Source organism: Vibrio litoralis DSM 17657, assembly GCF_000426765.1.
In the GTDB taxonomy this organism is placed as follows: Bacteria; Pseudomonadota; Gammaproteobacteria; order Enterobacterales; family Vibrionaceae; genus Vibrio; species Vibrio litoralis.
The window spans coordinates 46,058-71,992 of record NZ_KE384567.1 but is presented as its reverse complement, the minus strand read 5'-3'; the positions used below and the strand labels follow the sequence as shown (position 1 = coordinate 71,992).

Annotated in this window: 23 protein-coding genes and 1 tRNA gene; 15 read left to right on the top strand and 9 right to left on the bottom strand. The window is 42.2% G+C overall.

The annotated features are described in order from the left end of the window. The first annotated feature begins 16 nt into the window (after window positions 1-16). The 5 genes from K358_RS0113925 (at window position 17) to recR (ending at window position 4,417) form a co-directional block, all read left to right on the top strand. Window positions 17-403 (top strand): DUF454 family protein, encoded by a 387-nt coding sequence (locus tag K358_RS0113925; protein ID WP_038150232.1) that lies wholly within the window; start codon window positions 17-19, stop codon window positions 401-403. 113 nt (window positions 404-516) lie between these two features. Next, complete coding sequence (gene apt, locus K358_RS0113920) at window positions 517-1,062, top strand: adenine phosphoribosyltransferase (protein ID WP_027697391.1); 546 nt, start codon at window positions 517-519, stop codon at window positions 1,060-1,062. 77 nt (window positions 1,063-1,139) lie between these two features. Further along, on the top strand, window positions 1,140-3,329 hold the full coding sequence (dnaX, locus tag K358_RS0113915) for a DNA polymerase III subunit gamma/tau (RefSeq protein ID WP_027697390.1): 2,190 nt from the start codon (window positions 1,140-1,142) through the stop codon (window positions 3,327-3,329). 136 nt (window positions 3,330-3,465) lie between these two features. Continuing rightward, window positions 3,466-3,795: a YbaB/EbfC family nucleoid-associated protein gene (locus K358_RS0113910; protein WP_027697389.1), complete on the top strand. Its 330-nt coding sequence runs from the start codon at window positions 3,466-3,468 to the stop codon at window positions 3,793-3,795. Window positions 3,796-3,817: 22 nt separating this feature from the next. Further along, window positions 3,818-4,417: a recombination mediator RecR gene (gene recR, locus K358_RS0113905; RefSeq protein WP_027697388.1), complete on the top strand. Its 600-nt coding sequence runs from the start codon at window positions 3,818-3,820 to the stop codon at window positions 4,415-4,417. 81 nt (window positions 4,418-4,498) lie between these two features. Here the strand turns inward: recR and K358_RS0113900 are convergent, their stop codons facing one another. After that, entirely contained in the window at window positions 4,499-4,747 is a 249-nt protein-coding gene (locus K358_RS0113900; RefSeq protein ID WP_027697387.1) for a YkgJ family cysteine cluster protein, read from the bottom strand. A gap of 139 nt (window positions 4,748-4,886) precedes the next feature. Between K358_RS0113900 and K358_RS0113895 the strand changes: the two genes are divergently transcribed. Beyond that, complete coding sequence (locus K358_RS0113895; protein ID WP_027697386.1) at window positions 4,887-5,324, top strand: YcgN family cysteine cluster protein; 438 nt, start codon at window positions 4,887-4,889, stop codon at window positions 5,322-5,324. A gap of 49 nt (window positions 5,325-5,373) precedes the next feature. On the opposite strand, the gene K358_RS0113890 is transcribed toward K358_RS0113895, so the two are convergent. Continuing rightward, the gene (locus tag K358_RS0113890) at window positions 5,374-6,330 is read right to left on the bottom strand and encodes a ChaN family lipoprotein (protein ID WP_027697385.1); all 957 of its coding nucleotides are present in this window, start codon (window positions 6,328-6,330) and stop codon (window positions 5,374-5,376) included. A gap of 169 nt (window positions 6,331-6,499) precedes the next feature. On the opposite strand from K358_RS0113890, the gene K358_RS0113885 reads away from it, so the two are divergent. Then, a complete protein-coding gene (locus K358_RS0113885; protein WP_027697384.1) occupies window positions 6,500-7,249 on the top strand; it encodes an endonuclease in 750 nt (249 codons plus the stop codon). A gap of 22 nt (window positions 7,250-7,271) precedes the next feature. Here the strand turns inward: K358_RS0113885 and rlmA are convergent, their stop codons facing one another. The 3 genes from rlmA to gap form a co-directional block, all read right to left on the bottom strand. Beyond that, the gene (gene rlmA / locus K358_RS0113880; protein WP_027697383.1) at window positions 7,272-8,099 is read right to left on the bottom strand and encodes a 23S rRNA (guanine(745)-N(1))-methyltransferase; all 828 of its coding nucleotides are present in this window, start codon (window positions 8,097-8,099) and stop codon (window positions 7,272-7,274) included. Window positions 8,100-8,214: 115 nt separating this feature from the next. Then, window positions 8,215-9,099 (bottom strand): D-hexose-6-phosphate mutarotase, encoded by an 885-nt coding sequence (locus K358_RS0113875; RefSeq protein WP_027697382.1) that lies wholly within the window; start codon window positions 9,097-9,099, stop codon window positions 8,215-8,217. 214 nt (window positions 9,100-9,313) lie between these two features. Beyond that, a complete protein-coding gene (gene gap, locus K358_RS0113870; RefSeq protein ID WP_027697381.1) occupies window positions 9,314-10,309 on the bottom strand; it encodes a type I glyceraldehyde-3-phosphate dehydrogenase in 996 nt (331 codons plus the stop codon). A 385-nt stretch (window positions 10,310-10,694) separates the two neighbouring features. On the opposite strand from gap, the gene msrB reads away from it, so the two are divergent. Beyond that, window positions 10,695-11,078: a peptide-methionine (R)-S-oxide reductase MsrB gene (gene msrB, locus K358_RS0113865; protein ID WP_083962832.1), complete on the top strand. Its 384-nt coding sequence runs from the start codon at window positions 10,695-10,697 to the stop codon at window positions 11,076-11,078. A 91-nt stretch (window positions 11,079-11,169) separates the two neighbouring features. Then, entirely contained in the window at window positions 11,170-11,451 is a 282-nt protein-coding gene (locus K358_RS0113860; RefSeq protein ID WP_027697379.1) for a YeaC family protein, read from the top strand. 108 nt (window positions 11,452-11,559) lie between these two features. Here K358_RS0113860 and ansA read toward each other — a convergent pair whose 3' ends face one another. Continuing rightward, entirely contained in the window at window positions 11,560-12,573 is a 1,014-nt protein-coding gene (gene ansA / locus K358_RS0113855; RefSeq protein ID WP_027697378.1) for an asparaginase, read from the bottom strand. A 162-nt stretch (window positions 12,574-12,735) separates the two neighbouring features. After that, entirely contained in the window at window positions 12,736-14,595 is a 1,860-nt protein-coding gene (gene sppA, locus K358_RS0113850; RefSeq protein ID WP_027697377.1) for a signal peptide peptidase SppA, read from the bottom strand. 270 nt (window positions 14,596-14,865) lie between these two features. Here sppA and K358_RS0113845 point away from each other — a divergent pair, with 270 nt between their 5' ends. The 6 genes from K358_RS0113845 (at window position 14,866) to K358_RS0113820 (ending at window position 23,700) form a co-directional block, all read left to right on the top strand. Next, a complete protein-coding gene (locus tag K358_RS0113845) occupies window positions 14,866-16,869 on the top strand; it encodes an NADPH-dependent 2,4-dienoyl-CoA reductase (protein WP_027697376.1) in 2,004 nt (667 codons plus the stop codon). A 236-nt stretch (window positions 16,870-17,105) separates the two neighbouring features. Further along, window positions 17,106-17,654, top strand: a complete 549-nt coding sequence (locus tag K358_RS0113840; protein WP_027697375.1) for an NAD(P)H nitroreductase — start codon at window positions 17,106-17,108, stop codon at window positions 17,652-17,654. A gap of 100 nt (window positions 17,655-17,754) precedes the next feature. After that, complete coding sequence (locus K358_RS0113835) at window positions 17,755-19,722, top strand: DNA topoisomerase III (RefSeq protein WP_027697374.1); 1,968 nt, start codon at window positions 17,755-17,757, stop codon at window positions 19,720-19,722. Window positions 19,723-19,792: 70 nt separating this feature from the next. Beyond that, window positions 19,793-20,767, top strand: a complete 975-nt coding sequence (locus tag K358_RS0113830) for a glycosyl transferase family protein (RefSeq protein ID WP_027697373.1) — start codon at window positions 19,793-19,795, stop codon at window positions 20,765-20,767. 266 nt (window positions 20,768-21,033) lie between these two features. Next, window positions 21,034-22,311, top strand: coding sequence for a GGDEF domain-containing protein (locus tag K358_RS0113825; protein WP_027697372.1), 1,278 nt, complete (start codon window positions 21,034-21,036; stop codon window positions 22,309-22,311). A gap of 270 nt (window positions 22,312-22,581) precedes the next feature. Further along, window positions 22,582-23,700: a Fic family protein gene (locus K358_RS0113820; protein WP_027697371.1), complete on the top strand. Its 1,119-nt coding sequence runs from the start codon at window positions 22,582-22,584 to the stop codon at window positions 23,698-23,700. Between the two features lie 158 nt (window positions 23,701-23,858). Here K358_RS0113820 and K358_RS0113815 read toward each other — a convergent pair. Together K358_RS0113815 and K358_RS0113810 are read right to left on the bottom strand one after the other, a co-directional pair. Continuing rightward, window positions 23,859-23,949: transfer RNA gene (locus K358_RS0113815), tRNA-Ser, on the bottom strand. Between the two features lie 145 nt (window positions 23,950-24,094). Beyond that, the gene (locus K358_RS0113810) at window positions 24,095-25,912 is read right to left on the bottom strand and encodes a DUF3413 domain-containing protein (protein WP_027697370.1); all 1,818 of its coding nucleotides are present in this window, start codon (window positions 25,910-25,912) and stop codon (window positions 24,095-24,097) included. Window positions 25,913-25,935 lie beyond the last annotated feature (23 nt).

The window sequence follows — 25,935 nt, the reverse complement described above, 5'->3', positions numbered from 1 at the left end:
AACCATCATCCGTAAAATGTTACTCAATGCCGTTGGTGGTTTATCTCTGGTACTCGGTGTGCTTGGGATCTTTCTCCCTTTACTTCCAACCACTCCATTTCTTTTACTGGCGAGCGCATGTTTTATGCGTAGTAATGAGAAATTTCATCACTGGATCCACCACCATCCGCATTTAGGCCCGATCATTGATAACTGGAATCAGCATCGAGCAGTGAGTGCTGCCATGAAAAAAAGAGGCTATGTGTTACTGGCAATGAGCTTTACTTTCTCTTTTGTGATGCTGCCTCAGTGGTGGCTCAAGCTAGGGTTGGTGTTTGGTTTTGCGATATTGTTTTTTTGCTTCCACCGTTTACCGGTTCATGAGCCTACTTCAAATGTTGCCGATTCTAGTGAAAATCACTAACATACCTGCCATATTCAGTAACGACTTTTTTCGCTGAAGTTATATTAATAATTACCCCAAGCTTTAGTGATGTTATTATCAAGCTAAAGTTTACCTAAGATAAGAATTCTATAATGACTACTGATACTCAAGCGCTTATTCAAGCGAGCATTAAAACCATTCCTGACTACCCTAAAAAAGGGGTTTTGTTTCGTGACGTGACAAGTTTGATGGAAGATCCACAAGCTTATCAAGCAACCATCCAACTACTAGTTGAAAAATATCAATCGATGGGCTTCACCAAAGTAGTGGGGACGGAAGCTCGTGGGTTTTTATTTGGTGCACCGCTAGCGTTGGAGTTAGGCCTTGGTTTTGTACCGGTTCGCAAGCCAGGTAAATTGCCTCGTGAAACTGTTTCTCAATCTTATGAATTAGAGTATGGAACGGATGTTCTTGAAATTCATACCGATGCGATCAACGCCGGCGATAAAGTATTAGTCGTTGATGATTTGCTTGCAACCGGTGGCACTATCGAGGCGACCGTTAAACTGATCCGTCAATTAGGTGGTGAAGTGACCGATGCGGCTTTTGTGATTAATTTGCCTGAAATCGGCGGTGAAGAAAAGCTGAAAGCACTAGGCTTAAATGTGTATAGCATTTGTGAGTTTGCAGGCCACTAAAATCTGCGTGGGTAGTATCTCTATAATTAATAGAGCCCCATTATTCAACAGTCGGAATGATTGAACCGGAAGATTTGATGAGTTATTTAGCGTTAGCAAGAAAATGGCGACCAACTAAGTTTGAAAATGTGGTTGGCCAAGGTCATGTAATTACCGCTTTAGAGAATGCTTTAAAGCAGAACCGATTGCATCACGCCTATTTATTCAGCGGAACTCGTGGTGTCGGTAAAACATCGATCGGCCGACTGTTTGCCAAAGGGCTGAATTGTGAAACCGGTATTACCGACAACCCGTGTGGTGTGTGTGATAGCTGTATTGAAATCGATCAAGGTCGCTATGTTGATCTATTGGAAATTGATGCGGCATCTCGTACTAAGGTAGAAGATACTCGTGAGCTGCTAGATAACGTTCAATACAAGCCAGCACGTGGGCGCTTCAAAGTGTACCTGATAGATGAGGTACACATGTTATCTCGTCACAGTTTCAATGCATTATTAAAAACGCTGGAAGAGCCACCAGAATACGTTAAGTTCTTACTAGCGACGACTGATCCTCAAAAGCTGCCAGTGACGATTCTTTCTCGTTGTTTGCAATTCCATCTAAAACCGATTAGCTCTGATCAAATTCATGAGCAATTAGATTTTGTGCTCGGTGAAGAAAACATTACCTCAGAGCCTAGAGCATTAAGCTTGATTGCTCATGCAGCAGATGGAAGTATGCGTGATGCGTTAAGTTTATCTGATCAAGCAATTGCCTTGGGAAATGGTCATATTGATAGTGCGACCGTCTCGAACATGCTAGGTACGCTGGATACCGACCAAGCAATCTATTTACTCGAAGCGATCAGCAGTAAACAACCGCAAATCGCGATGAATTGCCTTGAGCAACTAGCAGAAAATGGTATTGATTGGGATGGTTTGTTCAAAGAGCTAAGCAGCCAGCTACACCGTATTGCTATGTATCAAGCACTGCCAGCAAGTTTAAATAAAGAGCAACCGGATGCGGAAAGAATTGAGCTTTTAAGCCAATCTCTAACGCCTCAAGATGTACAACTTTACTATCAGATGACTTTGAAAGGTCGTCAAGATTTGCCGTTATCTCCAAGTGAAAAAATGGCAGCAGAAATGCTAGTGTTGAGAATGCTAGCTTTTAGACCGGCGCAAGCGGTATCTGGCAATACGATTATCGCTCCAGCGGTGCAAACGAAAAGTATTCCAGTAGTTGAATCTGCACCTAGAAGTGGGGGCAGAGCACAACAATCGATGCCTCAACCGGTCGCGCCTCAGCTTACGCGAAATCAGCCAACGAATTCACCAACCGCGGCACCAAGTGTTCCTGTGGCAAATCAGATGGGCAGTAGTGATCACAGCGCTGCTAGTCAACCAGCAGTTGAACAGTCTGGATATGAATCGCCAAGGCACCCACAAGGAAGACACCCACAACTAGGGGCTACCAATACTGAGGCACCACAGCAAGCGCCTCAGACTCAGCAGCAACAGCCTACGGCACCCGCTTCACCGTTAACCGGATTGAGACATCAGCTTCGTAGTAAACGTGAAAACTTACGCACGGCACCTGCTACTGGGAATGATCCAACAAAAAAGACTGAAGCGACGTCTGCTAAACCAGTTAAAACATCGGTACTTGATCGTATTGCAAGTAAGCATACGGCCGCCGCGGTTGAAGCTGTGCAGGGGTCGCCAATATCACCAAATGGTACGCCAATCTCTGGAGCCGCAAAACCAGAAGATGCAAATGAACCGTATCAATGGAAGCCAACTCAGCCTGAATCACAGCAACAAGAAAGCCAAGAGCTAACGCCGACGCAAATTAAGAAAGCTTTAGAGCATATCAAAACGCCAGAGATGGCAGAAAAACTACTGCGTGAAAGTATTGAGCAAAGTGAGTGGGCGGCGATCATCGATCAACTTAATACCGCAAAACTCGTGCAGCAACTCGCATTAAATTCGACCTATAGTAAAACAGATCATGTCATTACCTTAGGCTTACGTGCAGAACAAGCGCATTTGAATACTCCAAAAGCGCAAGAAGAATTGACGGAAGTGTTATCGCAACATTTTCAGCAAAGTTGTGAGTTGGTGATCCAAAACAGTGCTGATGGTATTACGCCACTCGAACTAAGAGAAAAACTGTATCAAGAGAAGCTCAAGCAAGCATTTGAAAGCCTAGATGCCGATCCTAATATCCAATTTTTGCAAAAGCGTTTCGCTGCAGAAATAGATAAAGACAGCGTAAGGCCGATTTAATTAACGGTTAAACCGTGTGCAATTAATTAACAAAACACATTATTAGGCACAAGAGCGAGTTGATTTTTAGTTGACTCGACCCAATAACCTAATAATAACCACAATCATTCTATTTAGATAACAAGCGAGAATAAGCATGTTTGGTAAAGGCGGAATGGGCAACATGATGAAGCAAGCCCAGCAAATGCAAGAGCGTATGCAAAAGCTTCAAGAAGAAATCGCAAATATGGAAATCACTGGTGAATCTGGTGCAGGTCTTGTAAAAGTGACCATTACTGGTAGCCACAGCGTTCGTCGTGTTGAAATCGATGAAAGCTTGATGGAAGACGATAAAGAAATGCTAGAAGATTTGATTGCAGCTGCATTTAATGATGCTGCTCGTCGTGTCGAAGAAACACAAAAAGAAAAAATGGCTTCAGTAACTGGCGGTATGCAATTACCACCAGGCATGAAAATGCCGTTTTAATTGAACCAGTAGAGAGTCATACATGCGCACAAGCAGTATGCTGGAACAATTAATGGAGGCCTTACGTTGCTTACCTGGGGTTGGCCCCAAGTCGGCTCAGCGTATGGCCTTTCATTTATTGCAGCGTAATAGAAAGGGTGGTTTGCAATTAGCGGAAGCCTTATCTCAAGCAATGACAGAAATCGGTCACTGCGATCAATGTCGAACCTTTACCGAGCAAGATACCTGTCATGTCTGTACTAACCCTAAGCGTCAAGCGAATGGGCAGATTTGTGTAGTAGAAACGCCTGCCGATATTGCTGCTATTGAAGCAACCGGGCAATATTCAGGTCGCTATTTTGTTTTGATGGGGCACTTATCGCCGCTTGATGGAATCGGGCCAAGTGATATTGGTTTAGATTTGTTAGATTACCGCTTAAGTAATGGTGATGTTGAAGAGGTGATTCTTGCAACTAACCCGACAGTAGAAGGCGAAGCTACCGCGCATTATATTGCTCAGCTATGTAAAGCTCATGGGGTTAATGCCAGTCGTATTGCTCATGGTGTACCTATGGGCGGTGAGCTAGAGTTGGTAGATGGTACTACGTTATCTCACTCACTACTCGGCCGACAAAAGCTATAAGCTCTGAAAATTATAAATCTTTGAAAGCGTGGCAATTCGGGCGCGCTTTTCTTCTTTCTTCTTTCTTCTTTCTTCTTTGTTTTAAGTTATCGCTTCTAACTCGGTGATAATATTGATTGCGTCTTGATTATCATTGCCGCAAATTGATATTTCAGCTTTAAATGCATGGCACACTTTTGGTCTTTCAGGCTTACCAAACAACTTGCATAAATTATCTTCATTTAATTGAATACATCGAACACCAGCAGGCTTACCTTTCGGCATTCCCGGGATCGGTGATGATATGCTAGGTGCAATGCAGCAAGCACCACATCCAAGACGACACTCCATAAAACACATCTCAGCAGTTCAAAAATTGGTCGCAGATAGTAGCAAAATACCCATACAGAAAATAGCATAACTTGAATTTTGCCTATAATCAGCGTATAAAACGCAGCCTAGATTCTATACAAGTTCAAGTAGGCATATTATGACAACTCCATTTTGGAAAACTAAATCACTACAACAAATGAGTGAGCAAGAATGGGAATCATTATGTGATGGTTGTGGTAAGTGTTGTCTGCACAAGTTAATGGATGAAGACAGTGATCAAGTCTATTACACCAACGTTGCTTGCAGTTGGCTCAATAGTAAAACATGTGGCTGTAAAGATTACCCGAATCGTTTTGAGTCTGGTGAGGAATGCTTAAAGCTGACTCGTGACAAAATCGATGAGTTTAACTGGTTACCAGAAACCTGCTCATATCGCTTACTCGCAGAAAATAAGCCTCTACCTGAGTGGCATCCGCTTATTACCGGCTCGAAATCGGCCATGCATGCAGCAGGGGAAAGTGTACGTAATAAAGTGGTTTATGAAATTGATGTGGTGGACTGGGAAGACCACATTTTGAATCATCCCAATAGATAACGATTAAAACCAATACCTCTGCCCGAAAGCAGGGGTATTTTTTGGGTTGTTACGAACAATCCGGTTCGGTTCTATTTTTAAATAGTTCACTAAATGCCGCTTTTTGGTTTTCAGGTTTGATATATCTCACGGGTGGATTAAGGACTTCAAGTTGATAATCGTTACTATCTTTAATGATGGTATTTACCGGAGTGACGATGGCGATATTTAAACTAGGATCAAGTTGCTTTATTTGCGCGGCCGTTCCTAGACCAGCTTCGGTATGAAATTTTCCCGCGATATGTACGACGGTTGTTTTGGGGTTAGCATGTTTGTAGCTGACGATGCTTTCAGCCATGGTGGCATCCCACGTTAGCTGAGAGGCATACATATTTAAATGCTGACTTGGCTCGCCATGATGCATCGAAGCCATAAATTTTTGTTTATAGGGTGAATCACCTAAGTCGATATTGCTTGCAACATAGGCTCGCTTATCTTGAGGTAGTTTCGCTAAGTAGCCTAAGCCATGCTTGCTAATGCAATGAACCATTGGCTTAGGTGCATTGGCGGCAATAATATCTAGTTGATGACTTTTCGCCAGTTCGACTAATGGGCGGTAGTCACTTTCATAATTTGGCCATGCATTGGCTTGCTTGATCAGTGTTTGTTCGCCTATTTCATCATTTAAGTACGAATTGACCACTGGTTGGTTATCACGACTAAATTGCTCCATTGATAGTGCGACACTTTGTTCATTTTGAATGAGCTGTTTAAGAGTATCGGTCTGAAATCTGTGTATCCCCGCATGTGTATGCCATTCACCAATTAAGATCACATCGGCTGTTTGGATATTTTCAGCCCATTGTGACAGCGAAATGTTATCACCCTGTGGAGTATAGATTTGATAATCGTAAAAACTGCTGACACTAGTTGAATTATTTTGTGAAGAGGTGAGTGAGCTGCAACCACTGATGAGTGCCAGAGTGAGTAAGCTGAATGCGGATGTATTTAATCGTTTAGGTAACATGATGATCTCCAATTGATTCCGCATAGTATCGGACAAATTAATCATCATCAATATTAATGATAATTATTCGTAACTACGACCGCGCTTTTATTGAGCAATTTAATGATAAATAGTATGAAAAAAGTATTAGAAGAGACGTAAAATAGGGGCTTCAATTAGGAAGTCTCAAATGAAAAAATGGCCATTAGTGGCGTGTGTGTTGTTTTCGCCAGTGTTGTTTACCAATGTGGCCTCAGCAACTCAAAACACGCAAATAGATTCGTTTTCAAAAGCAAAGCGCTTGCTGATGAAAAACGTTTATAACAAGACAGATATGCGTAACACCGTCTACTGTGATGCAAAGTTTGATGAAAAAAAGCAAATAACACTACCCCAAGGATTTAATGACTCCTTGTATACCTCACGCTCTAAGCGAGTCGAATTCGAGCACATTGTACCGGCTGAAAACTTTGGCCGTGCATTTAAAGAATGGCGAGAAGGGGATGCTCAGTGTGTCAGTAGTAAGGGTAAAGCTTATAAAGGGCGTAAATGCGCGAATAAGGCTAATTATGAATATCGCTTAATGCAGGCCGATGGCTATAACCTATTTGCCGCAATTGGCAGCGTTAACGCATACCGTTCGAATTATAATTTTCAGATGATGTCTGGAACACAAAGTGATTTTGGATCGTGCGATTTTCATGTTGAAGATAGAAAGGCTCAGCCACCACAACAAGCACGCGGTTTGATCGCTCGTACTTATTTATATTTTGATGCTACCTACTCACAGTTTCGTTTAAGTAAGCAACAAAAGCAGCTATTTACCGCTTGGGATAAGCAATATCCGGTGAGTGCGTTTGAATGTCAGAAAGCTGAAATAGTGAAAAGCTATCAGCACAACAGTAACCCTATATTAGAAGAGCGTTGTGCTGCTTTGTAGGCCTGATGTTACTGACGATAGGTTAATCTTGTTTACGGTAAACTCGTAAAATAAAATCGGCCTCACAGTCAAACTGTGGGGCATTTTTTAATTGTGCTTTCACTTCTTCCGAAGCCTTCCAAGCAAACGGCGTCATCTGGAGTAAATCATCTGCTTCATTACCTGTCATTGTCATTTCATAATGCAGCTTTTGTTCTTCTAGTAGCGTAAAACTTGCAATGTTTTCTGGAGACTCATCATGCAATCTCACGTCTTGATAAACGAGCTCTCGTAACTGATATAAATGACGAGCAGCAGGGGTAACGGTAATGACTATCCCATGGTCTGTGGTAGTACGTTGCAGCTCTTGATGATCACATGGCGCATAGATACGCAAAATGGCATCTAGTGAGTGATCTGTAAAGGGTAATCGATGGCTAGAAGCAACACAAAACTGCATCGTTTGATTGCTGTAGCGTTTTGCTGCGTAGCGAATGGCAACTTTAGAAATATCCAAGCCATAGCAAGTCGCTGCTGAGTGTTGTTGTTTAAGCTGTTGTGCAATGTAGTGAGTGTAATAGCCTTCACCGCAACCGATATCGAGTAATTGGTGAGAAGTCCCGACTAGGTGCTTTTGACACAATGCCGCTACCGCTTCACGCATCGGGTGATATTGCTCAGATGCTAAAAAGCGACGTCTGGCTTGCATCATCTCTGCATTATCACCCGGCTGCTTAGACCGTTTATGCTGTACCGGCATTAGATTAACGTATCCTTCTTTCGCACGATCAAACTGATGGTTATTAGTGCAAGTAAACCCATTCTGAGTAGCGTTTAGAGTGTGATGGCAAAGAGGGCATTGATAGGTCATACAGGGTCAGTCTTGTTAGTAATTTGGATGCGGAGTATGGCATGGAGTGAATGGTGAAAAAAGGACTAGGCTGAAAAAGTTCCTAGTCCCTAGTTTTTAGTTCCTAGATAGAGCCCTATGCTTTCAAGCCTATCTTAGTACTTAGCAAATAGCTTTCACCGGGCTCAAGTGTGTGGCCATCTTCTAGCGACTCTGCGTAAAGAGTTGATTCAACGCATACCATGTTGGCATAGGCATCATTTTTGATATCTACCATACCTTGAGTTAATTCCCACGGGTTCCAGATAACCGCTGCGGTATCACCTTCATTTTCAACGCTGATGATGCGTTTGTTATTTGGGTCTGAAATCAGAATTTGTTTCGCAGGATGAGTGTAAACACGGTCAACACCCGCGGTAATATTGAGTGAATCACCACCTAGGCACACTTTGCCATCTTGCAGTTTGTCAATGTAGTGATCGCCCATACCCGAAATTTGGGTATCCAAGATATTGGCAATGTTGAAGTAAGTATGCAGAGCGCCAGAGAACTTCCAAGCCTGATCATCAATATTTTTGATGTGCATAGTTACGATTAATTGCTCAGAGACTTCAATATCTAAAAAGACTTCAAATTGATGTGGCCAGATCGTCAAGGTTTCTTGAGAGGGCTTTAGCTCAATTCGAACCACTACACCATCTTGATTTTCTCTATGCTCAACCAAAGACCATTCAGTGGTGCGGGCAAAACCATGACTTGGCTCAGCCGCTTTAGCAAACCACGGCCAACAAACAGGAATGCCACCACGCAATGGTGTCTTGCCATCACAAATTGCATCTTCACTGGTAAAGATAAGCTCTTGCTTGCCTTGAGGCTTGAAGGAAATAACATGGCCACCAAACAAGGATATGGCAGCTTCTGCTTTAGCATGTTGGATACGGATAATTTTAAGCTGGTCTTTTTGAACAACCGTAATGCAATCAGATAGGGTACTGATAACAGGTAAGTGGGTAAGGTTCATGGAGTGGGTTCCTAGTTTCTGGTCCCTAGTCTCTAGGAAAAGAAGATTTCCTGAAAAAGGGAGTCATCAAAATCATAACTATAGTCAGTAAAACAAATAGCTTCAGTAAAAACCCAGGGACTAGGGACTAGCCACCCAGGAACTATCAACAAAAAAGGCGACACAATGGTCGCCTTTTATTAACTTGTCTTCAAAAGAAGATCTTGCTTAATGCTTACTTAGAGATGTGAGCGATTAGGTCAAGAACTTTGTTTGAGTAGCCGATTTCGTTGTCGTACCAAGATACAACTTTAACGAATTTGTCGTTAAGTGCGATACCAGCAGCAGCATCAAATACTGAAGTGTTAGTTTCGCCGATGAAATCTTGAGAAACAACAGCGTCTTCAGTGTAACCAAGAACGCCAGCTAGTTCGTTTTCAGAAGCGCGCTTCATTTCAGCACAGATTTCTTCGTAAGTTGCTGCGCTTGCTAGGTTAACTGTTAGGTCAACTACAGAAACGTTAGCAGTTGGTACGCGGAAAGCCATACCAGTTAGTTTACCTTGTACTTCAGGAAGTACAACGCCTACTGCTTTAGCAGCACCAGTTGAAGATGGGATGATGTTTTGAGAAGCACCACGACCACCACGCCAGTCTTTCGCAGAAGGACCATCTACAGTTTTTTGAGTTGCTGTAGTTGCGTGAACAGTAGTCATAAGACCAGAGTCAATGCCCCACTTGTCGTTAAGTACTTTCGCGATAGGCGCAAGACAGTTAGTAGTACAAGAAGCGTTAGAAACGATATCTTGACCAGCGTAAGTTGCGTGGTTAACGCCCATTACGAACATTGGAGTTGCGTCTTTAGAAGGACCAGTAAGAACAACTTTCTTAGCACCAGCAGTGATGTGCTTACGTGCAGTCTCGTCAGTTAGGAAAAGGCCAGTTGCTTCAGCTACAACGTCAACGTTGATTTCGTTCCACTTAAGATCTTCTGGGTTACGTTCAGCTGTAACACGTACAGTTTTACCGTTAACGATTAGGTTACCGTCTTTTACTTCAACAGTACCGTTGAAACGACCGTGAGTTGAATCGTATTTAAGCATGTATGCCATGTACTCAACATCGATAAGGTCGTTGATGCCAACAACTTCGATGTTGTCACGCTCAACAGAAGCACGGAAAACGAAACGTCCAATACGGCCAAAACCGTTAATACCTACTTTGATAGTCATTGTAGTTGCTCCACAACTTAATTTCAGATTAAAGATAACTGGTAGTAAAATTACAGAAGCCAGTTACATCTTGCAAGGCATAATCGGTGTTTACTTGTTTAAAGTCAAAAAAAAGAGTTACTTTCTTTCTGAATTCTCGTAAATCGATTAATTCATACCCAGCAGGTATGTTTCTGATTCTGATTCCATTACTACCAATTTGGAAATGTTGAGACTATGAACCATAGTTTCCCGTGATTCAAGTCACTATTTTAAACTGTGGGAAAGTATGTGCCACATTATGGGTAATTGGCAAGTTTTTGTTCAAAACAATCAATGGTAAAGTAGTGTAATATTTTTGCTTTAATGATGATTGACTTTTGTAGTGAATAATAATGAGGATGTTGTGAAAAAGACGGATAAAGAATGGAAAACTTCCTTAACAGAAGAACAATATAGAGTATGTCGTCTTGGTGGAACGGAAGCGCCATACTCAGGTACTTTGCTTCATAATAAAGAAACAGGCACTTATCAGTGTACTTGCTGCCAAGCCGATTTATTTGTCTCAGATGATAAATTTGATTCAGGCTGTGGTTGGCCAAGTTTTGATAAGCCGGTTTCAAAAACGGCGATTAAATATTTAGAAGATCACAGTCACGGAATGATTCGAACAGAAATCCGCTGTGCGCAGTGTGATAGTCACTTAGGGCATGTGTTTTTAGATGGACCTCAAGAAACAACGGGGCAGCGTTTTTGTGTGAACTCGGTATCGTTAGTTTTTAATCGTTAACTCGCATCTTGAAGTCACTTGGGTATATTTCCACATTAGTTAAGCGAAGGCAGTGGATATGTTGTCGCTACAATTCGAAAGGAATAAGAATATGAATGTTGAACAGTTGCTGAATGCGATGACACCGGAAGTGCTCGAGCGTTTAAACTATGCGATTGAAACTGGCCGTTGGTTAGATGGCTCGCCAATTACCAAAGAGCAGCGCGATTCATGCATGCAAGCGGTGATGCTTTATCAGTCAAAGCACAACCATGATTCTCAACATATGTCGGTTGCCGCGGGCGGTGAAGTGACGTTTAAATCGAAAGCGGATCTAAAAAAACAGTTTTCAGACACAGAAGAAGATATTTTGCGAGTGAAGGTGGAGAATTAGAATCGGTTCCTAGTTTTAAAAGGGCCGGAGCTCGTTTCTCGGGCGCTTTGCTTCTCGTTGCTCGAATTATCTTTTCCGAGCAACGAGTAACGAGAACCCGAGTGACGCTTATAAACTCATCTCACCGCGCAATACTTGCTTCATCTGAGATTTAATTTCTTCGTAGCTTAGGTTTTTGCTGAGTAAGTAGTGTAGCTTCGCTAGAGCCGCTTCATGCGTCATATCATAACCACTAATCACACCTGCTTCCGCTAAAGATACGCCAGTTGCGTAACCATCCATATTCACTTTTCCAGTTAAACACTGAGTGAGATTTACCACGATCACACCACGCTCAGACGCTTCTTTTAAATGACCGAGCATTTCTTTGTTTTGCGGAGCATTGCCCACACCAAATGTTAGTAAGATCATCGCATTGACTGGTTGGCGAAGTGTGTTACGAATCACTTCATGCGAGATCCCAGGGTACATGGTGATCACACCAATTGGTTGTGGCGTGATGGTGTGAACTCGAAATTCACCCTCTGGTTTTTTATCAATGAAGTCGGGATTGCTGACTTGAATGTTGATCCCTGCTTCAAGCAAATGCGGCATATTAGGTGATGTGAAGGCATTGAAGCCATCAGCACGCGATTTAGTACTGCGGTTACCGCGCATCAATTGGTTATTAAAAAATAACGTTACTTCATTGATTGGGTAGTTTGCTGCAATGTGTAGGGCATTTAATAAGTTGGCTTGGCCATCTGAACGCAGCTCTGCGAGGGGAATTTGAGAACCTGTCACAATGACTGGCTTGCCAAGATTTTCAAACATGAAAGACAAGGCAGAAGCGGTGTAAGCCATAGTGTCGGTGCCGTGTAGAATCACGAAACCATCATATTTATCATAGTTAGCTTTAATATCATCAGCAATATGCTGCCAATCATTTGGCGTCATATCAGAAGAATCCATTAGTGGAGAATATTCATGTACCGTGAAAAGAGGCATTTCTTCGCGGTGAAACTCAGGCATGGCTTGTAGCTGTTGAGTCATAAAACCATCGGCAGGAATGTAGCCATGAGAAGAACGCTTCATGCCGATCGTGCCGCCAGTGTAGGCGATGTAGATATGTTTTCTAGTCATAATTTTAGAATATCGTTTGTAGGAACAGACAGGTGGTGGATTATAACGATAATTCACGGTATACCCAAGTGACTTAATAAACAGAGTAATACTGTGCGTAGCAATGAAAAAACCAGCGATAGGTCATCGCTGGTTTTTGGTTGGTGAGTACTTTGAAAGTGGTTAGTTAGCTTGGCAAGTTAAGCAAAACGAATAATAACCTTTTGGATCATTTAAACTATTCAATAAGTCAGCACTTTGCGAAATTTGCGCAGCAGCGGGTTTGAGTGAATCTGGCAGCCATTTATTTAATGGGTTACCAATTGATGCATCCATTGAGCTAAACAGATCTTGCAACATTTGCTGCGTCGGCGTTAGTGGCTTATCTATCCAAGTTAATTTATAGCTATCAATCTTCGCCAGTTTCGCGGCTTCATTAATCGCATCATCAAAATCGCCCATTTGATCGACTAAACCACGTTTCATTGCATCTTGCCCAGTCCATACTCGACCTTGAGCAATTTTATCGACGTCGGCAACTTTAATATCACGGTTCTTACCGACGAGTGAAATAAAGCGATGGTAACCATGTTCAATTCCCATTTGCATGGCTTCAGAAGCGCCTTTCGATAGACCATTGGTTAGGCCAACACCAGAGAATGGACTAGTGCCGATACCATCAGTATTCACACCAAGTTTACTTAAGCCTTTTTCAAAGGTAGTGATAATGCCAAAAATACCAATGGAGCCAGTGAGGGTAGTTGGCTGGGCAATGATTTTATCTGCGCTCATTGAAATCCAGTAACCGCCAGAAGCTGCAAGGCTAGACATCGAAACCACCACCGGTTTACCCGCTTGCTTTAACGCCTCAATTTCATTACGAATAATCTCAGAAGCAAAGGCACTACCACCTGGGCTGTCTACACGTAATACAACCGCTTTAATATTGTCGTCTAGGCGAGCTTGTCGTAATAGGCGAGCCATCGAATCTCCGCCAACGCTACCCTTAGGCTGGTCGCCATCTAGAATCGTGCCGCTTGCAACCACGACTGCCACTTTATCAGCGGTAGTGACAATAGGAGGTGTGACTTTTTCTTTATAGCGATAATAGCTAATGCCGTTATAGCCATTTTTCTCTGTGCCACCGAATTTAGAGCGCATAAAGCTCATGGCTTGTTGGCGAGTCATTAATTGATCGACTAAGCCGACTTGCTTCGATAGTTTCGCTAAGTCGCCATCAACACTTTTCATCTTCGCCAAAAACTCATCCATGCTTGGGGTGATCGCTTTAGCGTCTATTTTTCTATTGTGCGAAACATCATCAATATAAGCACCCCATAATTGGGTTAGCCATGCAGTTGCTGATTCTTTGGCTGCTGCTGACATATCATTACGAATGAAAGGTTCTACCGCCGATTTGTAAGTCCCTACGCGGAAAACATGCGTGGTGACATCCAGTTTTTCTAAGAGATCTTTATAGTAAAGCGTATAAGCGCCATAGCCTTTAAGAAGTACCATACCGTCTGGAGAAAGGAACACTTTATCGGCATAGCTTGCTAGGTAGTATTGGCTTTGATTGTAAAAATCGCCATAAGCATAAATAGGTTTGCCAGTGGCTTTGAATTCGCTAATCGCTTTGGCGATGTACCTCAGTTTGGTTAGATTGGTTTCCGGCATTTGCTTTAAATTTAGCACTAAGCCAGGCACAGAATTATCTGCGGCGGCAAAACGGATCGTCGAAACGATATCGTATAGTACGTTTTCTTTTGGTAGGTCTTTATCAAACAAAGTGCCAGATAAGGAATCAAAAGGGTTAACGTAAGTACGTTGTTCAACAATCGGCCCTTCTAAATTGAGAACCAGAGCCTCTTTCTTAGGCGCTTCTGCTTGCTCTGAAGTCGGATCTTGTTGCGGGAAAAAAGAGAAGTAGACGAGAACCAACACACCAATAAATAAAAGGTTGAGTAAGGCAACACGTAGGAAGGATATCAACTTCCATAAGCCTTTAAAGATCGTCGCAATAAAGCAAAATAGTTTTTTCATATTTCTGTCCAGTTAAACATGACCAATAACTTATTCGAGCAATGTACCATAAGCTGAACTAAGAGTGTCGCCTCATCAATTGTTAAACACAAGATTCATCTAAAATTTTTCTGAACATCATCAGTTTTTTCGTAACCGCATCGATTGTAAGAAATAAAATGCGGAAAATTGAGCTAGGTTGCAAAAATGTAAACAGATGTTTGAATGCTGGTGTCAGAGGCGATAGTGTGGTCGGACCATATAATAACAACTAGACTCACAGGTGAGAGCATGTACCCACATTTATTAGCGCCACTAGACCTTGGATTTACTCAATTACGCAATCGCGTATTAATGGGCTCAATGCATACTGGCTTAGAAGAAGAGCGTGGCGAGCTAAAAAAACTCGCGGCCTTTTATGAGGAGCGTGCGAAAGGCGGTGTGGGTTTAATTGTGACTGGTGGGTTTTCACCAAACTTAAGAGGCCGCTTAGCACCGTTTAGTGCCCAATTAAGCACCTCTTCTCATGCTAAAAAACACCGTGTTGTTACTGAAGCGGTTCATAAGCATGGTGGTAAAATAGCGCTGCAAATTCTCCATGCGGGTCGTTATGCAATGCATCCATTCTCACAAAGTGCCACTGCTACTCGTGCACCTATCTCTAAATTTACCCCGTGCAAAATGAGCGCCCGACAAATTCGTAATACCATTGATGACTTTGCCAACACCGCCTATTTGGCGCAAACCGCGGGTTATGATGGTGTAGAAGTCATGGGCTCGGAAGGTTATCTAATCAATCAATTCATTTGCCAGAGAACAAACCAACGTGGTGATGAATGGGGTGGCAGTTATCAAAACCGTATTCGTTTCGCTTTGGAAATTGTGAAATCGATTCGCGAAAAAGTCGGCAATGAATTTATTATCATCTTTCGTTTATCCATGCTGGATTTGGTTGAGCAAGGTAGTACGTTTGATGAAGTTGTCGAGCTTGCCAAAGCATTAGAACAAGCGGGCGTTACTTTAATTAATACCGGCATTGGCTGGCATGAAGCTCGTATTCCAACCATTGCAACTCAAGTGCCTCGCGCAGCATTTAGTTGGGTGACTGAAAAAGTTAAACCGCATTTATCGATTCCAGTGATCACCTGTAACCGGATTAATACCCCAGAAGTGGCGGAGAATATTTTATCTCAAGGGCATGCTGATATGGTGTCGATGGCACGTCCTTTCCTTGCCGATCCTGACTTTGTGAATAAAGCTGCTGAGCAAAAATCTAAGCTCATTAATACCTGTATTGGTTGTAATCAAGCCTGTCTCGATAATATTTTCAAAGGAAAAACGGCGAGCTGTTTAGTTAACCCAAGAGCTTGCCATGAAACTGAAATGCCAATTATAGCGACCGCAACCAAAAAGCGTGTCGCAGTGATTGGTGCAGGGCCTGCCGGTTTAGCATGTGCAACCATTGCGGCAGAGCGTGGACATCAAGTGGATTTATTTGAGAAAAATGATCGAATTGGTGGGCAGTTCCGTCTGGCGATGCAAATTCCCGGCAAGGAAGAATTTCGAGAAACGATTCGTTATTTTGCCAACCGAATAGAAGAAACAGGCGTGAACTTAAAGCTCGATACTGAAGTAAGCTTTGATGATATCGCTGACTACGATGAAGTGGTTATGGCCTCTGGCGTGAAACCAAGAGTGCTGGATTTAGAAGGGATGAAAGATAATCAAAAAGTTATCGACTACCAAACTTTGATCCGTGAGAAAACGGCACTAGGCGATAAAGTAGCGATCATTGGTGCTGGTGGTATTGGCGTGGATGTCGCGAGCATGATCACCGAGCCAGAGCAGCATAGCATCAGTGATTGGTTGGATGATTGGGGTATCGATCAGAATCTCAAAATGGCGGGTGGTTTAATGCCATTGCCAGAAAGTCTCAGTGATAAAGAAGTGTGGTTAATGCAACGTCGTCAAGGTCGTGTCGGCAAGGGGCCGGGGAAAACCACAGGTTGGATCCACCGAGCCACGTTACAAAAACGTGGCGTTAACTTGATGGGGGGCGTTGCCTATCAAAAAGTCAGCGAGCAAGGTTTGCACATTACGCTAAATGAAAAAGAAACTTTACTTGATGCAGATAATATTATTGTTTGCGCAGGGCAAGTCTCGGTTCGCCCATTTGAAGAACAGTGGCAATCACTCAATGGTAAATTGCATGTGATTGGTGGTGCAGACGTTGCCGGCGAATTAGATGCGGTACGCGCGATTCGTCAAGGGACGAAGGTTGCGATGTCATTATGACTTATACCCTTCGTAATTGAAGTTGTAGTTTTGTTGACGGCGTTCATTCGCCCCAATCACATAGACGAGCTATGCTCATGGGGTCTCATTCACTTGTCGCCTCAACTGTAAGTCCAATTACTTTGGGTATGGTTATTCTGGCTACATGAATTGTTGAAATTGTAATGAGAATCATAGCCAAGTCACGACGATTTGATTATGATTCTCATTCTTTATATCAAGCCGTAGGGATAGTTATGCAAGCATTGGATTTATTATTAGAGCGTCGTTCAATTGCTAATCTCGTAGAGCCTGCACCGGAAGGTAAAGCTTTAGAAAACATTATTAAAGCTGGGCTGAGAGCGCCGGATCATGGCAACCTGACCCCTTGGCGTTTTGTGATTGCTCAAGGTGAAGGTTTACGTAAATTAGCCGATATTCTAGTTCATGCTGCTGAAGTGAATCAAAGCCCAGATGCAGTGATTGAAAAATTAAAGAAAGCGCCATTTCGTGCCCCTATGGTGATCACTGTGATCGCTAAAGTGAAAGAACATGAAAAAGTGCCAGCCTTAGAACAATATTTATCTGCAGGTTGTGCCGCACAAGCAATGCAAATGGCTGCGGTAGCACAAAGTTTCCAAGGGTTTTGGCGCTCGGGTGAATGGATGTTCCACCAAGAAGTTCATCAAGCATTTGGTTTAGAAGGTGAAGATCAAATCGTTGGTTTTTTATACTTAGGTACGCCAGGTTGTTCCGCGATGAAAGTGCCAGAGCGCAACATCGGTGATTATGTTTCATACCTATAAACGCACCATAGGTTAAATACTGTATAAATTAACAGTTTTTGGTTGATTTTTAAGGGCAACATTCGATAATGTGGCCCTTTGTTTTTGGTGATACGGAAAAATTGTGCGTTTATTTATTGCGGAAAAACCAAGCCTAGGGCGAGCGATAGCCTCAGCGTTACCTAAACCTCATAAAAATGAGCAAGGTTATATTCGCTGCGGTAATGGTGATATTGTCACTTGGTGTATTGGTCACCTGCTTGAACAAGTTGAGCCCGATGCCTACGATGACCGCTATAAAAAATGGAATCTTGCTGATTTACCGATAATTCCTGAACAGTGGCAACTGCGTCCTCGTGCAGCGGCTAAGAAACAGCTTTCGGTTATCAAACAACTCTTTAAACACAAGCCTGAATTAATTAATGCGGGTGACCCCGATCGAGAAGGGCAATTACTGGTTGATGAAGTGATTGACTACCTCAAAGCCAGTAAAGCTCAAAAACAGACCGCACAACGCTTATTGGTTAATGATTTGAACTTGCCCGCGGTAAAACGCGCGCTAATTCAAATGCGTTCTAACCAAGAATTTATTCCTCTTTCTATTTCAGCTTTGGCGCGCTCTCGTGCCGACTGGTTATATGGCATGAACATGTCTCGTGCCTATACCTTACTCGGGCAAAAAGCCGGCTATCAGGGCGTATTGTCAGTTGGTCGAGTACAAACACCAGTTTTGGGGTTAGTGGTGCGTCGAGATGAAGAAATAGAGAATTTTATTCCACGAGATTATTTTTCTCTGCATGCTTTAATTCCATATCAAAATGGGGCTGATATATTTGATATTCGCGCGAAGTGGAAGCCAAGTGAAGCGATTAAACCTTGGCAAGATGAAGAAGGTCGAGTGCTTAATCGTAAGTTAGTCGAAAACGTCGCTGAGCGAATAAAAGGTCAGCCAGCAACCGTCAAAAACTCCGAGCAAAAACAAACCAAGCAAGCGCCACCTTTGCCTTATTCCTTATCCGCATTGCAAATAGATGCCGCACGTCGCTTTCAAATGAGCGCGCAAGATGTATTGAATGTGTGCCAGTCTTTGTATGAAAAGCACAAGCTGATCACGTATCCACGCTCAGATAGCCGATACTTACCGAAAGAGCATTTCGCGCAAGCTCCGGCGGTAACAAGTGCGATTAGTCAAAATGATAAGCAGTTGGCAAGTGCCGTCGATAATGCGGATTTAACCCTTAAATCCAAAGCATGGAATGACAGTAAAGTAGATGCTCACCACGCGATTATTCCGACGCCGAAAAAGATGTCGAGCAATGGCTTATCTGGGCATGAAGCGAAAATCTACCAGTTAATCGCAAGGCAATATTTAATGCAGTTTTATCCTGCTGCCGTCTACGCTGAATCAAAACTAGAGTTTGATATTGCTGGTGGTTTATTTATCGCAAAAGGTCGAGTGCTCGTCTCTGCGGGTTGGAAAAGCCTACTGCCCGCGGGGAAAGCCGCTCAAGTTGAAGAGGATGAAGCCGATCCAGTACCTGCATTACAACAAGGTGAAGTACTCACTTGCCGTGAAGGTGAAATAAAAGATCATAAAACCGAGCCGCCTCGTCATTTTACCGAATCTACATTATTGCAAGCCATGACTGGAATTGCGCGCTTTGTCGCCGATAAAAACTTAAAGAAAATACTGCGTGAAACGGATGGCTTAGGAACGGAAGCGACACGGGCTGGCATATTAGATACCTTATTTAAAAGGCAGTTGTTAGTACGTCAGGGACGAAATATTTTAAGTAGTGAAGCGGGCAGAGGGTTAATCCATGCTTTGCCAACAGAATCGACTTACCCTGATATGACAGCCCATTGGGAGCACCAACTCCAAGCGATGGCTGAAAAACAGCAGCCTTATGCGCCTTTTATGCAAACTTTAGAGCAGCAGATCAGCACTATTATTAATAAAGTTCAAAACTCTGGCGTGCCATCTTCATTGCGAGATCTACCACAAGTCGAGCGGAAACCATTTAAAAAGCGTAGTTTTAGAAAATCACCCACGAAGAAAACTGCTTCGAAAAAGCCAGGCGGGAAGTAAAGCGTTCTGATATAACTATTATTAGTAATAGTTGGTATTAAATGATTGAGCATAAGTAACAAGGATGGATATGAGTATTATTTTAGAATGCATTCGCACAGTTGGACGTGGAGAGCGCGGTCGAAAACCACTTTCAGAGCAACAAGCTTTTGATGTGATGGATGCTTATTTAACCAGTAAGGAAGCTGGCGATGATTCGGTAGGTGATGATCAAATGGCGATGCTATTGATGCTGATCCGTGTGCAGAATGAAACCAATGAAGAAATTGCCGGTTTCGTGAAAGCGTTTCAATCTAGAGTACCTAGTCTCGGTGCTGATATTGATTGGCCTTGCTATGCTGGCAAACGAAAGGCTGATAACGGAATGGATCAGCCTTGGCATGGTTTAGCAGCGAAGATTCTTTCACTCAATGGCCATAAAGTATTACTACATGGTTATAAAGATGTCGCGAGTGGCCGAACTCATATAGAAGATTACCTTGAGCAGCTCGATATCCCAGTCGCTCAAAACCCACAAGATGCTCAGCAATTATTAGAATCTCACGGTATAGCCTACCTTCCTTTAAATCATTTCGCGCCTATTGCTCAAACTATGATTGGTTGGAAGAACCGCTATGGTTTAAGAACGCCAATTAATACCGTAGTGCGTGCATTAAACCCAGGCGCAGCCAAGATTGGTGTTCGTGGTAGTTTTCATCCTGGATTTCAGCAGCTCCATGCTGAAGTTGATCAAACAATTGATAGTAAAAGTTTATCGGTGATTTCCTATAAGGGGCAAAACGGAGAGTCAGAATATAACCCTAAAGTCAGTCAAACGGTGTGGTTGAGTAGCCAACGTGGGGTAGAGTCGTTCTATTGGCCAGAAATGATGGATCTTGACCTAACAATGCCGATGAAGCCGGTTTTTCGACAAGTAGAAGAAGTGTCTAATCTAATGGCTAATACTGTGATTGCCAGTATGGCGGCGGTGCTCTTCACTGAGACCCAACAATATGAAAAAGCTTACAAGCAAGCGCTAAACTACTGGAATGTATATTGTCGTTAAAGGTCAAATTGTAGGGATGTTGTGACTGGATAAACCTTACTTTAATTAAGCTTAATTTCTATATTGTGAAATTCATACATTTATCGATTAAAGGAAGCTGCTACCTTTAAAGATATTGTCAATTATCAATTAAAGGATGTTGAATGCCTAGGGTTAAGCAAGAATCATCACATTCCTTTTTATATTTATGCCTGACCTGCATACTGTGCTGGCTTGCTTATAGCTGTGTCACAATTTTCAATTATGCAGAAAGTGTTGTGTCTGATATGAAAAATGATCTTTCACAATACTTTGTTTCAAATGAAAAAATTTCCGCACACCTCTCCGAAGTATTGCCTATGCTGGAAGATTCTCAGCCGTTAAATCAGCAATTGAAACTAACCAAAATTGAATCGCTCGATATAGAAGGTTTTAACATAACATCGAATCAATTTGCTGAGTACGCAGGCGCATTGATTGCTCAGGGGGATGTGGTTAATGTCCCGTTTAATTTATCGTTATTCATGCATGAATTAGATCGTAGTTGGGCAGAAGAAGATAATAGTGCCCCTGGTGCATTCTTTACTTACTACCCTGAAGGTCAACAATTTGCTTATACCAAGAATCGACAAAACCTTAGCTCACAGCCTCCTCAATTGACCCCATTTCGTTATAGAAAAGATGACATACCTGTTGATTATAAAAAACCGATACTCACTACTCTAGAGCGCTCATACCCAAAAGGTAATAGCATTGTTGTGCTGATTACGCCCGTATTTGTTGATAATAAACTCGTCGGTGATTTAGGTATGCGTCTTAGACTTGAAAAGCAAATGCTGGATTCATTAGGGCCATGGTTAAGTCAATATATGGCGCTTGATATTGATTTTCGAGACCAAAAGTTTTCTATGGGAGATAACCGTTTTTTCCCTCAAATACTATTCAAGCAAGCGGAATATAACGGTATTACTATTACCGCTTATATGCGAACTGATTACATCACCAAGTATATTCTACCGTGGTTTTTATCGATGCTCTTCATCATGGCTATGGTGTATTGTGTGCTAAATAAGCACAGGACAGAGGCGATACGTTTTTCATCGCTATCAAAAACTGATGAGCTTACCGGATTGTTTAATAAACGAGTATTAGACGAAATGGATGGCATGGGGGTGACAAAAGGCACACTGTTTTATATTGATGTTAATGACTTTAAATATATTAATGATAGCTATGGTCATCAGATAGGCGATGATGCGCTTCGTTATATTGCATCAGGAATGCGTGACTGTATGCGAGATTCGGATGTCTGTATACGATTAGGGGGAGATGAGTTTTTGATTGTTACGGATACACAAATCATTAATCCTGAAAAAATTAAACGTAAACTTAACCAAGCGATCAGCGGCACCGCATTTACGAAAGATATTACCTTAAGTATCTCGATTGGATATAGCCACTTTGACGATATAAGTTCTTTAACACAATCAATACATCAAGCGGATAAACAGATGTATGAGGAAAAGAGTCGTTACCGGAAAGTTGGGGAAGAGCTTAGAGCATAAATATCCCCCCTCCAATGTTGGTTGTCCAGCTCTTGGAGGTCAGTTCATTTTGTGGTGCTGTAAAAGATTATGAGTAATCAAGAGTAAATTTCACCTGTTCTCATTATGCGTTAATCCATTTAACACGTTACGATAGTATGTTAAAAAATACATAAATAATTAACCTATATGCTGTAACTGTCAGTTCAGTTAACCTATAATGCATTAAATGTTAGTTTTTTAATAAAAAATTAACCTATTCAACTAAGTGCACTAGGCTAGGTAATTTGAATGTTTAATCCAGAAGTTCCTTACGATATCCCTCCGTTACCTGTCGATGGTATCGAGACAGTAAAAATTTTGAAGAAAGTAACACCTGCCGCGAGAGCACTATCCGCTTTAAATCAGGTTGCTAGGCTTCTCACCAATCAAAACCTACTGGTTAACCTAATCCCAATATTAGAATCAAAGTCGAGTTCTGAGATTGAAAATATTGTGACCACGACGGATGCGTTGTTTAAGCATGAATCGGATTCATCAACTGCCGATCCTGCAACCAAAGAGGCGTTGAGATACAAAAAAGCACTGTTTCTAGGGTTCGAATCCGTATCCGGAGACAATGCACGCCCTTTAAATACAAATACGGCAGTCGACATTTGCAGTGAGCTTATCGATAAACAAGTCGACGTCCGTAAGGTCATAGGGACAAACCTAAAGAATCAGCGTACTGGTGAGGTCATTTACACACCGCCAGTGGGTGAGGATAACCTAAGGAATAAACTGTCTAATTGGGAGTCTTATATCCATGATCATGATGTCGACCCATTAATTGCGTTGGCAGTTGCTCACTATCAGTTCGAAGCTATTCACCCATTCCTAGATGGTAATGGTCGAACTGGACGAATACTCAACATTCTATTTCTCATCGAAAACGAGTTGCTCTCACAACCGATTCTCTATTTGAGTCGCTATATCATGGAAAACAAGGAGGATTACTACCGGTTATTGCTGAACGTTACCCAAGAGGGCGATTGGGAGCCTTGGATATGCTTTATGCTTGAAGCTATCACAATCACCTCTCAATGGACAATCAACAAGGTCAACGCGATTGTAGAGCTTCAAAAGCAAACGTCGGAATACATCAAAGCGTCTTCTCAAAAAAACTACTCATATGAGTTAGTTGAGCTTTTGTTTGAAAAGCCTTATTTGAGAACGCGAGACTTGATTGATAGAGGGCTTTACCGCTCTCGACAAGCAGCAATAGGTGCACTTAAGTCACTAGAAGAGTTAGGCGTTTTGGAGTCCAAGACTGCGGGTCGAGAGACGCTATTTATCAATACGCGCCTTTTAGATCTCATGTCTTACGACACTAACGAATTTTTGCCGTTTGAATATGGCCCTAAAGAATAACGAGCATAAAGAGGACGTTGAGGGCTTTGGGGCAACAAATGCGGGTATAGTAAACGGAGTTGGCTTGCTTGATTAAGTACATTGTCTCACCTGTTTGATTTGGTGATCTGCAGTACCCTATAAAAGAAAAAACGCCTGACAAGTCAGGCGTTTAAAAGTGGCGGAGGGATAGGGATTTGAACCCTAGAAGAGCTATTAACCCTTGCCGGTTTTCAAGACCGGTGCTTTCGACCACTCAGCCATCCCTCCGAATTGCGATAAATGATATATACAGCTTAAGTTTTTGTAAACCCTTAATTTTAATTATTTGGCTGCTTTTTGAGCAAATGAATAGGGTAAAATTCAAATATAAAAAAGGAAGCCGAAGCTCCCTTAATTTTTGTTGTTTTAGTTATTAGTCACTTTGGCGATAGAAGCGTTTCAGCTCTGAAAGCCCTTGTAACACGATGGAAAGTTTAGGTTTTGCATCGTTATTACGCTGATAGTTCTTATCGAATACCTTGTAGTTACCAAACTCATCGACTACCGTGGTTGTCTCGTTGGTGATTAAAGCGATGTTGTCACTATCTCCCGCTAAAATCCATGGACGAGATGAGGCATTAAATAAATTTTTGCCGCTACCATAGTCATACGGGTTAGAGGATGACTGGAAAAGGTCTTGCATTATAGTCGCTGAGAAATCCAAGTGACTGGTTTTATGCTGATACAGTTCAGGGGCTCTGCCCGGCCAATGAATCACCATAGGTACTTGTAACTGGTAACGACTAAAGTTGCTGTTTGAGCCCCAGCTATTATTTTTTGTTTCGTTAAATTCAGTACCATGATTCGATGTGATCACTACAACTGTATCGTCTAGCAATTGCTTGCTTTCTAACTGAGTGAGAATCTTATTCACTTTCTGGTCAGCAGAAAATGAGGCTGATTTATATTGTGCAATTAACTTCTCAAAAGGGGCTTTTGAGTCAGTTTTAAAGCGAGGTAAAACATTTGGAGTCTCTTCAAATTGTTCTACTTCTGACAACTCAATATAACTAAACCAAGGTTGATTCGGTGATTGGTTTATCCATTGGGTCCATTGTGATACGACGCTTTGATCTGGATTGTTTTGGTTTTGCTCTGAGTTTGCGTCATCAATCTGTGCAAAAATCTCGTCATAAAACGCCGTATCACTAAAACGTTCGTTACCGAATGCCGCCATAGAATAGTCGCGCTCATTCATGGTTGAAATGAACAGAGGTGGAGTGTCTTGTGACTTTATGCTCGCGGAGTAACTACTTGGTAAACCATAAAACAGTCCAAATACACCATAGGTGTTATTACTTGCACTGTAGTGGTTGATAAAGTTTTGATTGTTTTTAGCAAACTTATAGGTCATTGGCATGACTTCTTCTGTCAGCATGTCACTGCGCAAGTTATCAACCATGACTAATAAGACATTGTACTTCTTGCCACGACCATCAAATCTAAGTGGTTCAAGCGGGTAGTTAACTACCTCGCTTGCTTCACCATTTTGCTCTAGGCGTTCAAGATATTCATCTTTATCCAGGAAGCCATGTTTTTCCATGAAAGATTTCGCCGTCATCGGGTAAGACAATGGGAAGTTGGCTTTCTGGCTAGTAATTGGGTTATAGAAAAAGGCATCCGCCCAGATATAAACCAAGTGACTACTTACAAAACATAAGAAGAAAACAATAGTTGCAGGCTTGCCAATACGCTTGCGTGACAATTTACGCTGCTTTTTCCAAATCCATTCTGAAATGGCAATTTGTAGCAGGAAGATAACCGGTACTGCTGCAAAGAGGTACTGCCATTCAGCATTGAATGAGGTTTTTTCTTTGCTTAGTAATAATTCCCAGACGACAGGGTTTAAATGGAGGTGTAAGCGCTCATAGGCTTGAGTGTCTAGCAAAAGCAGAGTTAAACAAATGGTTGCAAAGCATACACTTAATAAACGTAATAATTTACGAGAAGGTATAACGAAGGTGAGCGGGAATAAAATAAGAATATAAAGCGCGAACACTAAAAAACTAAAATGGCCCACCCAAGAAACGATTAGGTAAGCTTGTCCAAGCAGGGTATCTGGCCACGGTGATTGAGTGACAAAGCTCGTACCAATTAGCATAGCTAAGATGATATTAAAGAAGGCGAACCAGTGTCCCCAGCTTACCAGTCGAGAGACGCGCTCTCCGTATGAATTTTCGCTATCAACCATTTAAAATATCGTTCTAACTCAAT

Excerpts from the sequence above, each read along its gene's own strand:
- sppA (WP_027697377.1), bottom strand. The coding sequence starts at position 14,595 with ATGAAAAAACTATTTTGCTTTATTGCGACGATCTTTAAAGGCTTATGG.
- K358_RS0113845 (WP_027697376.1), top strand. The coding sequence starts at position 14,866 with ATGTACCCACATTTATTAGCGCCACTAGACCTTGGATTTACTCAATTA.
- K358_RS0113910 (WP_027697389.1), top strand. The coding sequence starts at position 3,466 with ATGTTTGGTAAAGGCGGAATGGGCAACATGATGAAGCAAGCCCAGCAA.
- apt (WP_027697391.1), top strand. The coding sequence starts at position 517 with ATGACTACTGATACTCAAGCGCTTATTCAAGCGAGCATTAAAACCATT.
- K358_RS0113895 (WP_027697386.1), top strand. The coding sequence starts at position 4,887 with ATGACAACTCCATTTTGGAAAACTAAATCACTACAACAAATGAGTGAG.
- K358_RS0113860 (WP_027697379.1), top strand. The coding sequence starts at position 11,170 with ATGAATGTTGAACAGTTGCTGAATGCGATGACACCGGAAGTGCTCGAG.
- rlmA (WP_027697383.1), bottom strand. The coding sequence starts at position 8,099 with ATGACCTATCAATGCCCTCTTTGCCATCACACTCTAAACGCTACTCAG.
- K358_RS0113890 (WP_027697385.1), bottom strand. The coding sequence starts at position 6,330 with ATGTTACCTAAACGATTAAATACATCCGCATTCAGCTTACTCACTCTG.
- dnaX (WP_027697390.1), top strand. The coding sequence starts at position 1,140 with ATGAGTTATTTAGCGTTAGCAAGAAAATGGCGACCAACTAAGTTTGAA.
- ansA (WP_027697378.1), bottom strand. The coding sequence starts at position 12,573 with ATGACTAGAAAACATATCTACATCGCCTACACTGGCGGCACGATCGGC.
- K358_RS0113925 (WP_038150232.1), top strand. The coding sequence starts at position 17 with ATGTTACTCAATGCCGTTGGTGGTTTATCTCTGGTACTCGGTGTGCTT.
- K358_RS0113885 (WP_027697384.1), top strand. The coding sequence starts at position 6,500 with ATGAAAAAATGGCCATTAGTGGCGTGTGTGTTGTTTTCGCCAGTGTTG.
- K358_RS0113820 (WP_027697371.1), top strand. The coding sequence starts at position 22,582 with ATGTTTAATCCAGAAGTTCCTTACGATATCCCTCCGTTACCTGTCGAT.
- K358_RS0113830 (WP_027697373.1), top strand. The coding sequence starts at position 19,793 with ATGAGTATTATTTTAGAATGCATTCGCACAGTTGGACGTGGAGAGCGC.
- recR (WP_027697388.1), top strand. The coding sequence starts at position 3,818 with ATGCGCACAAGCAGTATGCTGGAACAATTAATGGAGGCCTTACGTTGC.
- gap (WP_027697381.1), bottom strand. The coding sequence starts at position 10,309 with ATGACTATCAAAGTAGGTATTAACGGTTTTGGCCGTATTGGACGTTTC.
- K358_RS0113825 (WP_027697372.1), top strand. The coding sequence starts at position 21,034 with ATGAAAAATGATCTTTCACAATACTTTGTTTCAAATGAAAAAATTTCC.
- K358_RS0113840 (WP_027697375.1), top strand. The coding sequence starts at position 17,106 with ATGCAAGCATTGGATTTATTATTAGAGCGTCGTTCAATTGCTAATCTC.
- K358_RS0113810 (WP_027697370.1), bottom strand. The coding sequence starts at position 25,912 with ATGGTTGATAGCGAAAATTCATACGGAGAGCGCGTCTCTCGACTGGTA.
- K358_RS0113875 (WP_027697382.1), bottom strand. The coding sequence starts at position 9,099 with ATGAACCTTACCCACTTACCTGTTATCAGTACCCTATCTGATTGCATT.
- K358_RS0113900 (WP_027697387.1), bottom strand. The coding sequence starts at position 4,747 with ATGGAGTGTCGTCTTGGATGTGGTGCTTGCTGCATTGCACCTAGCATA.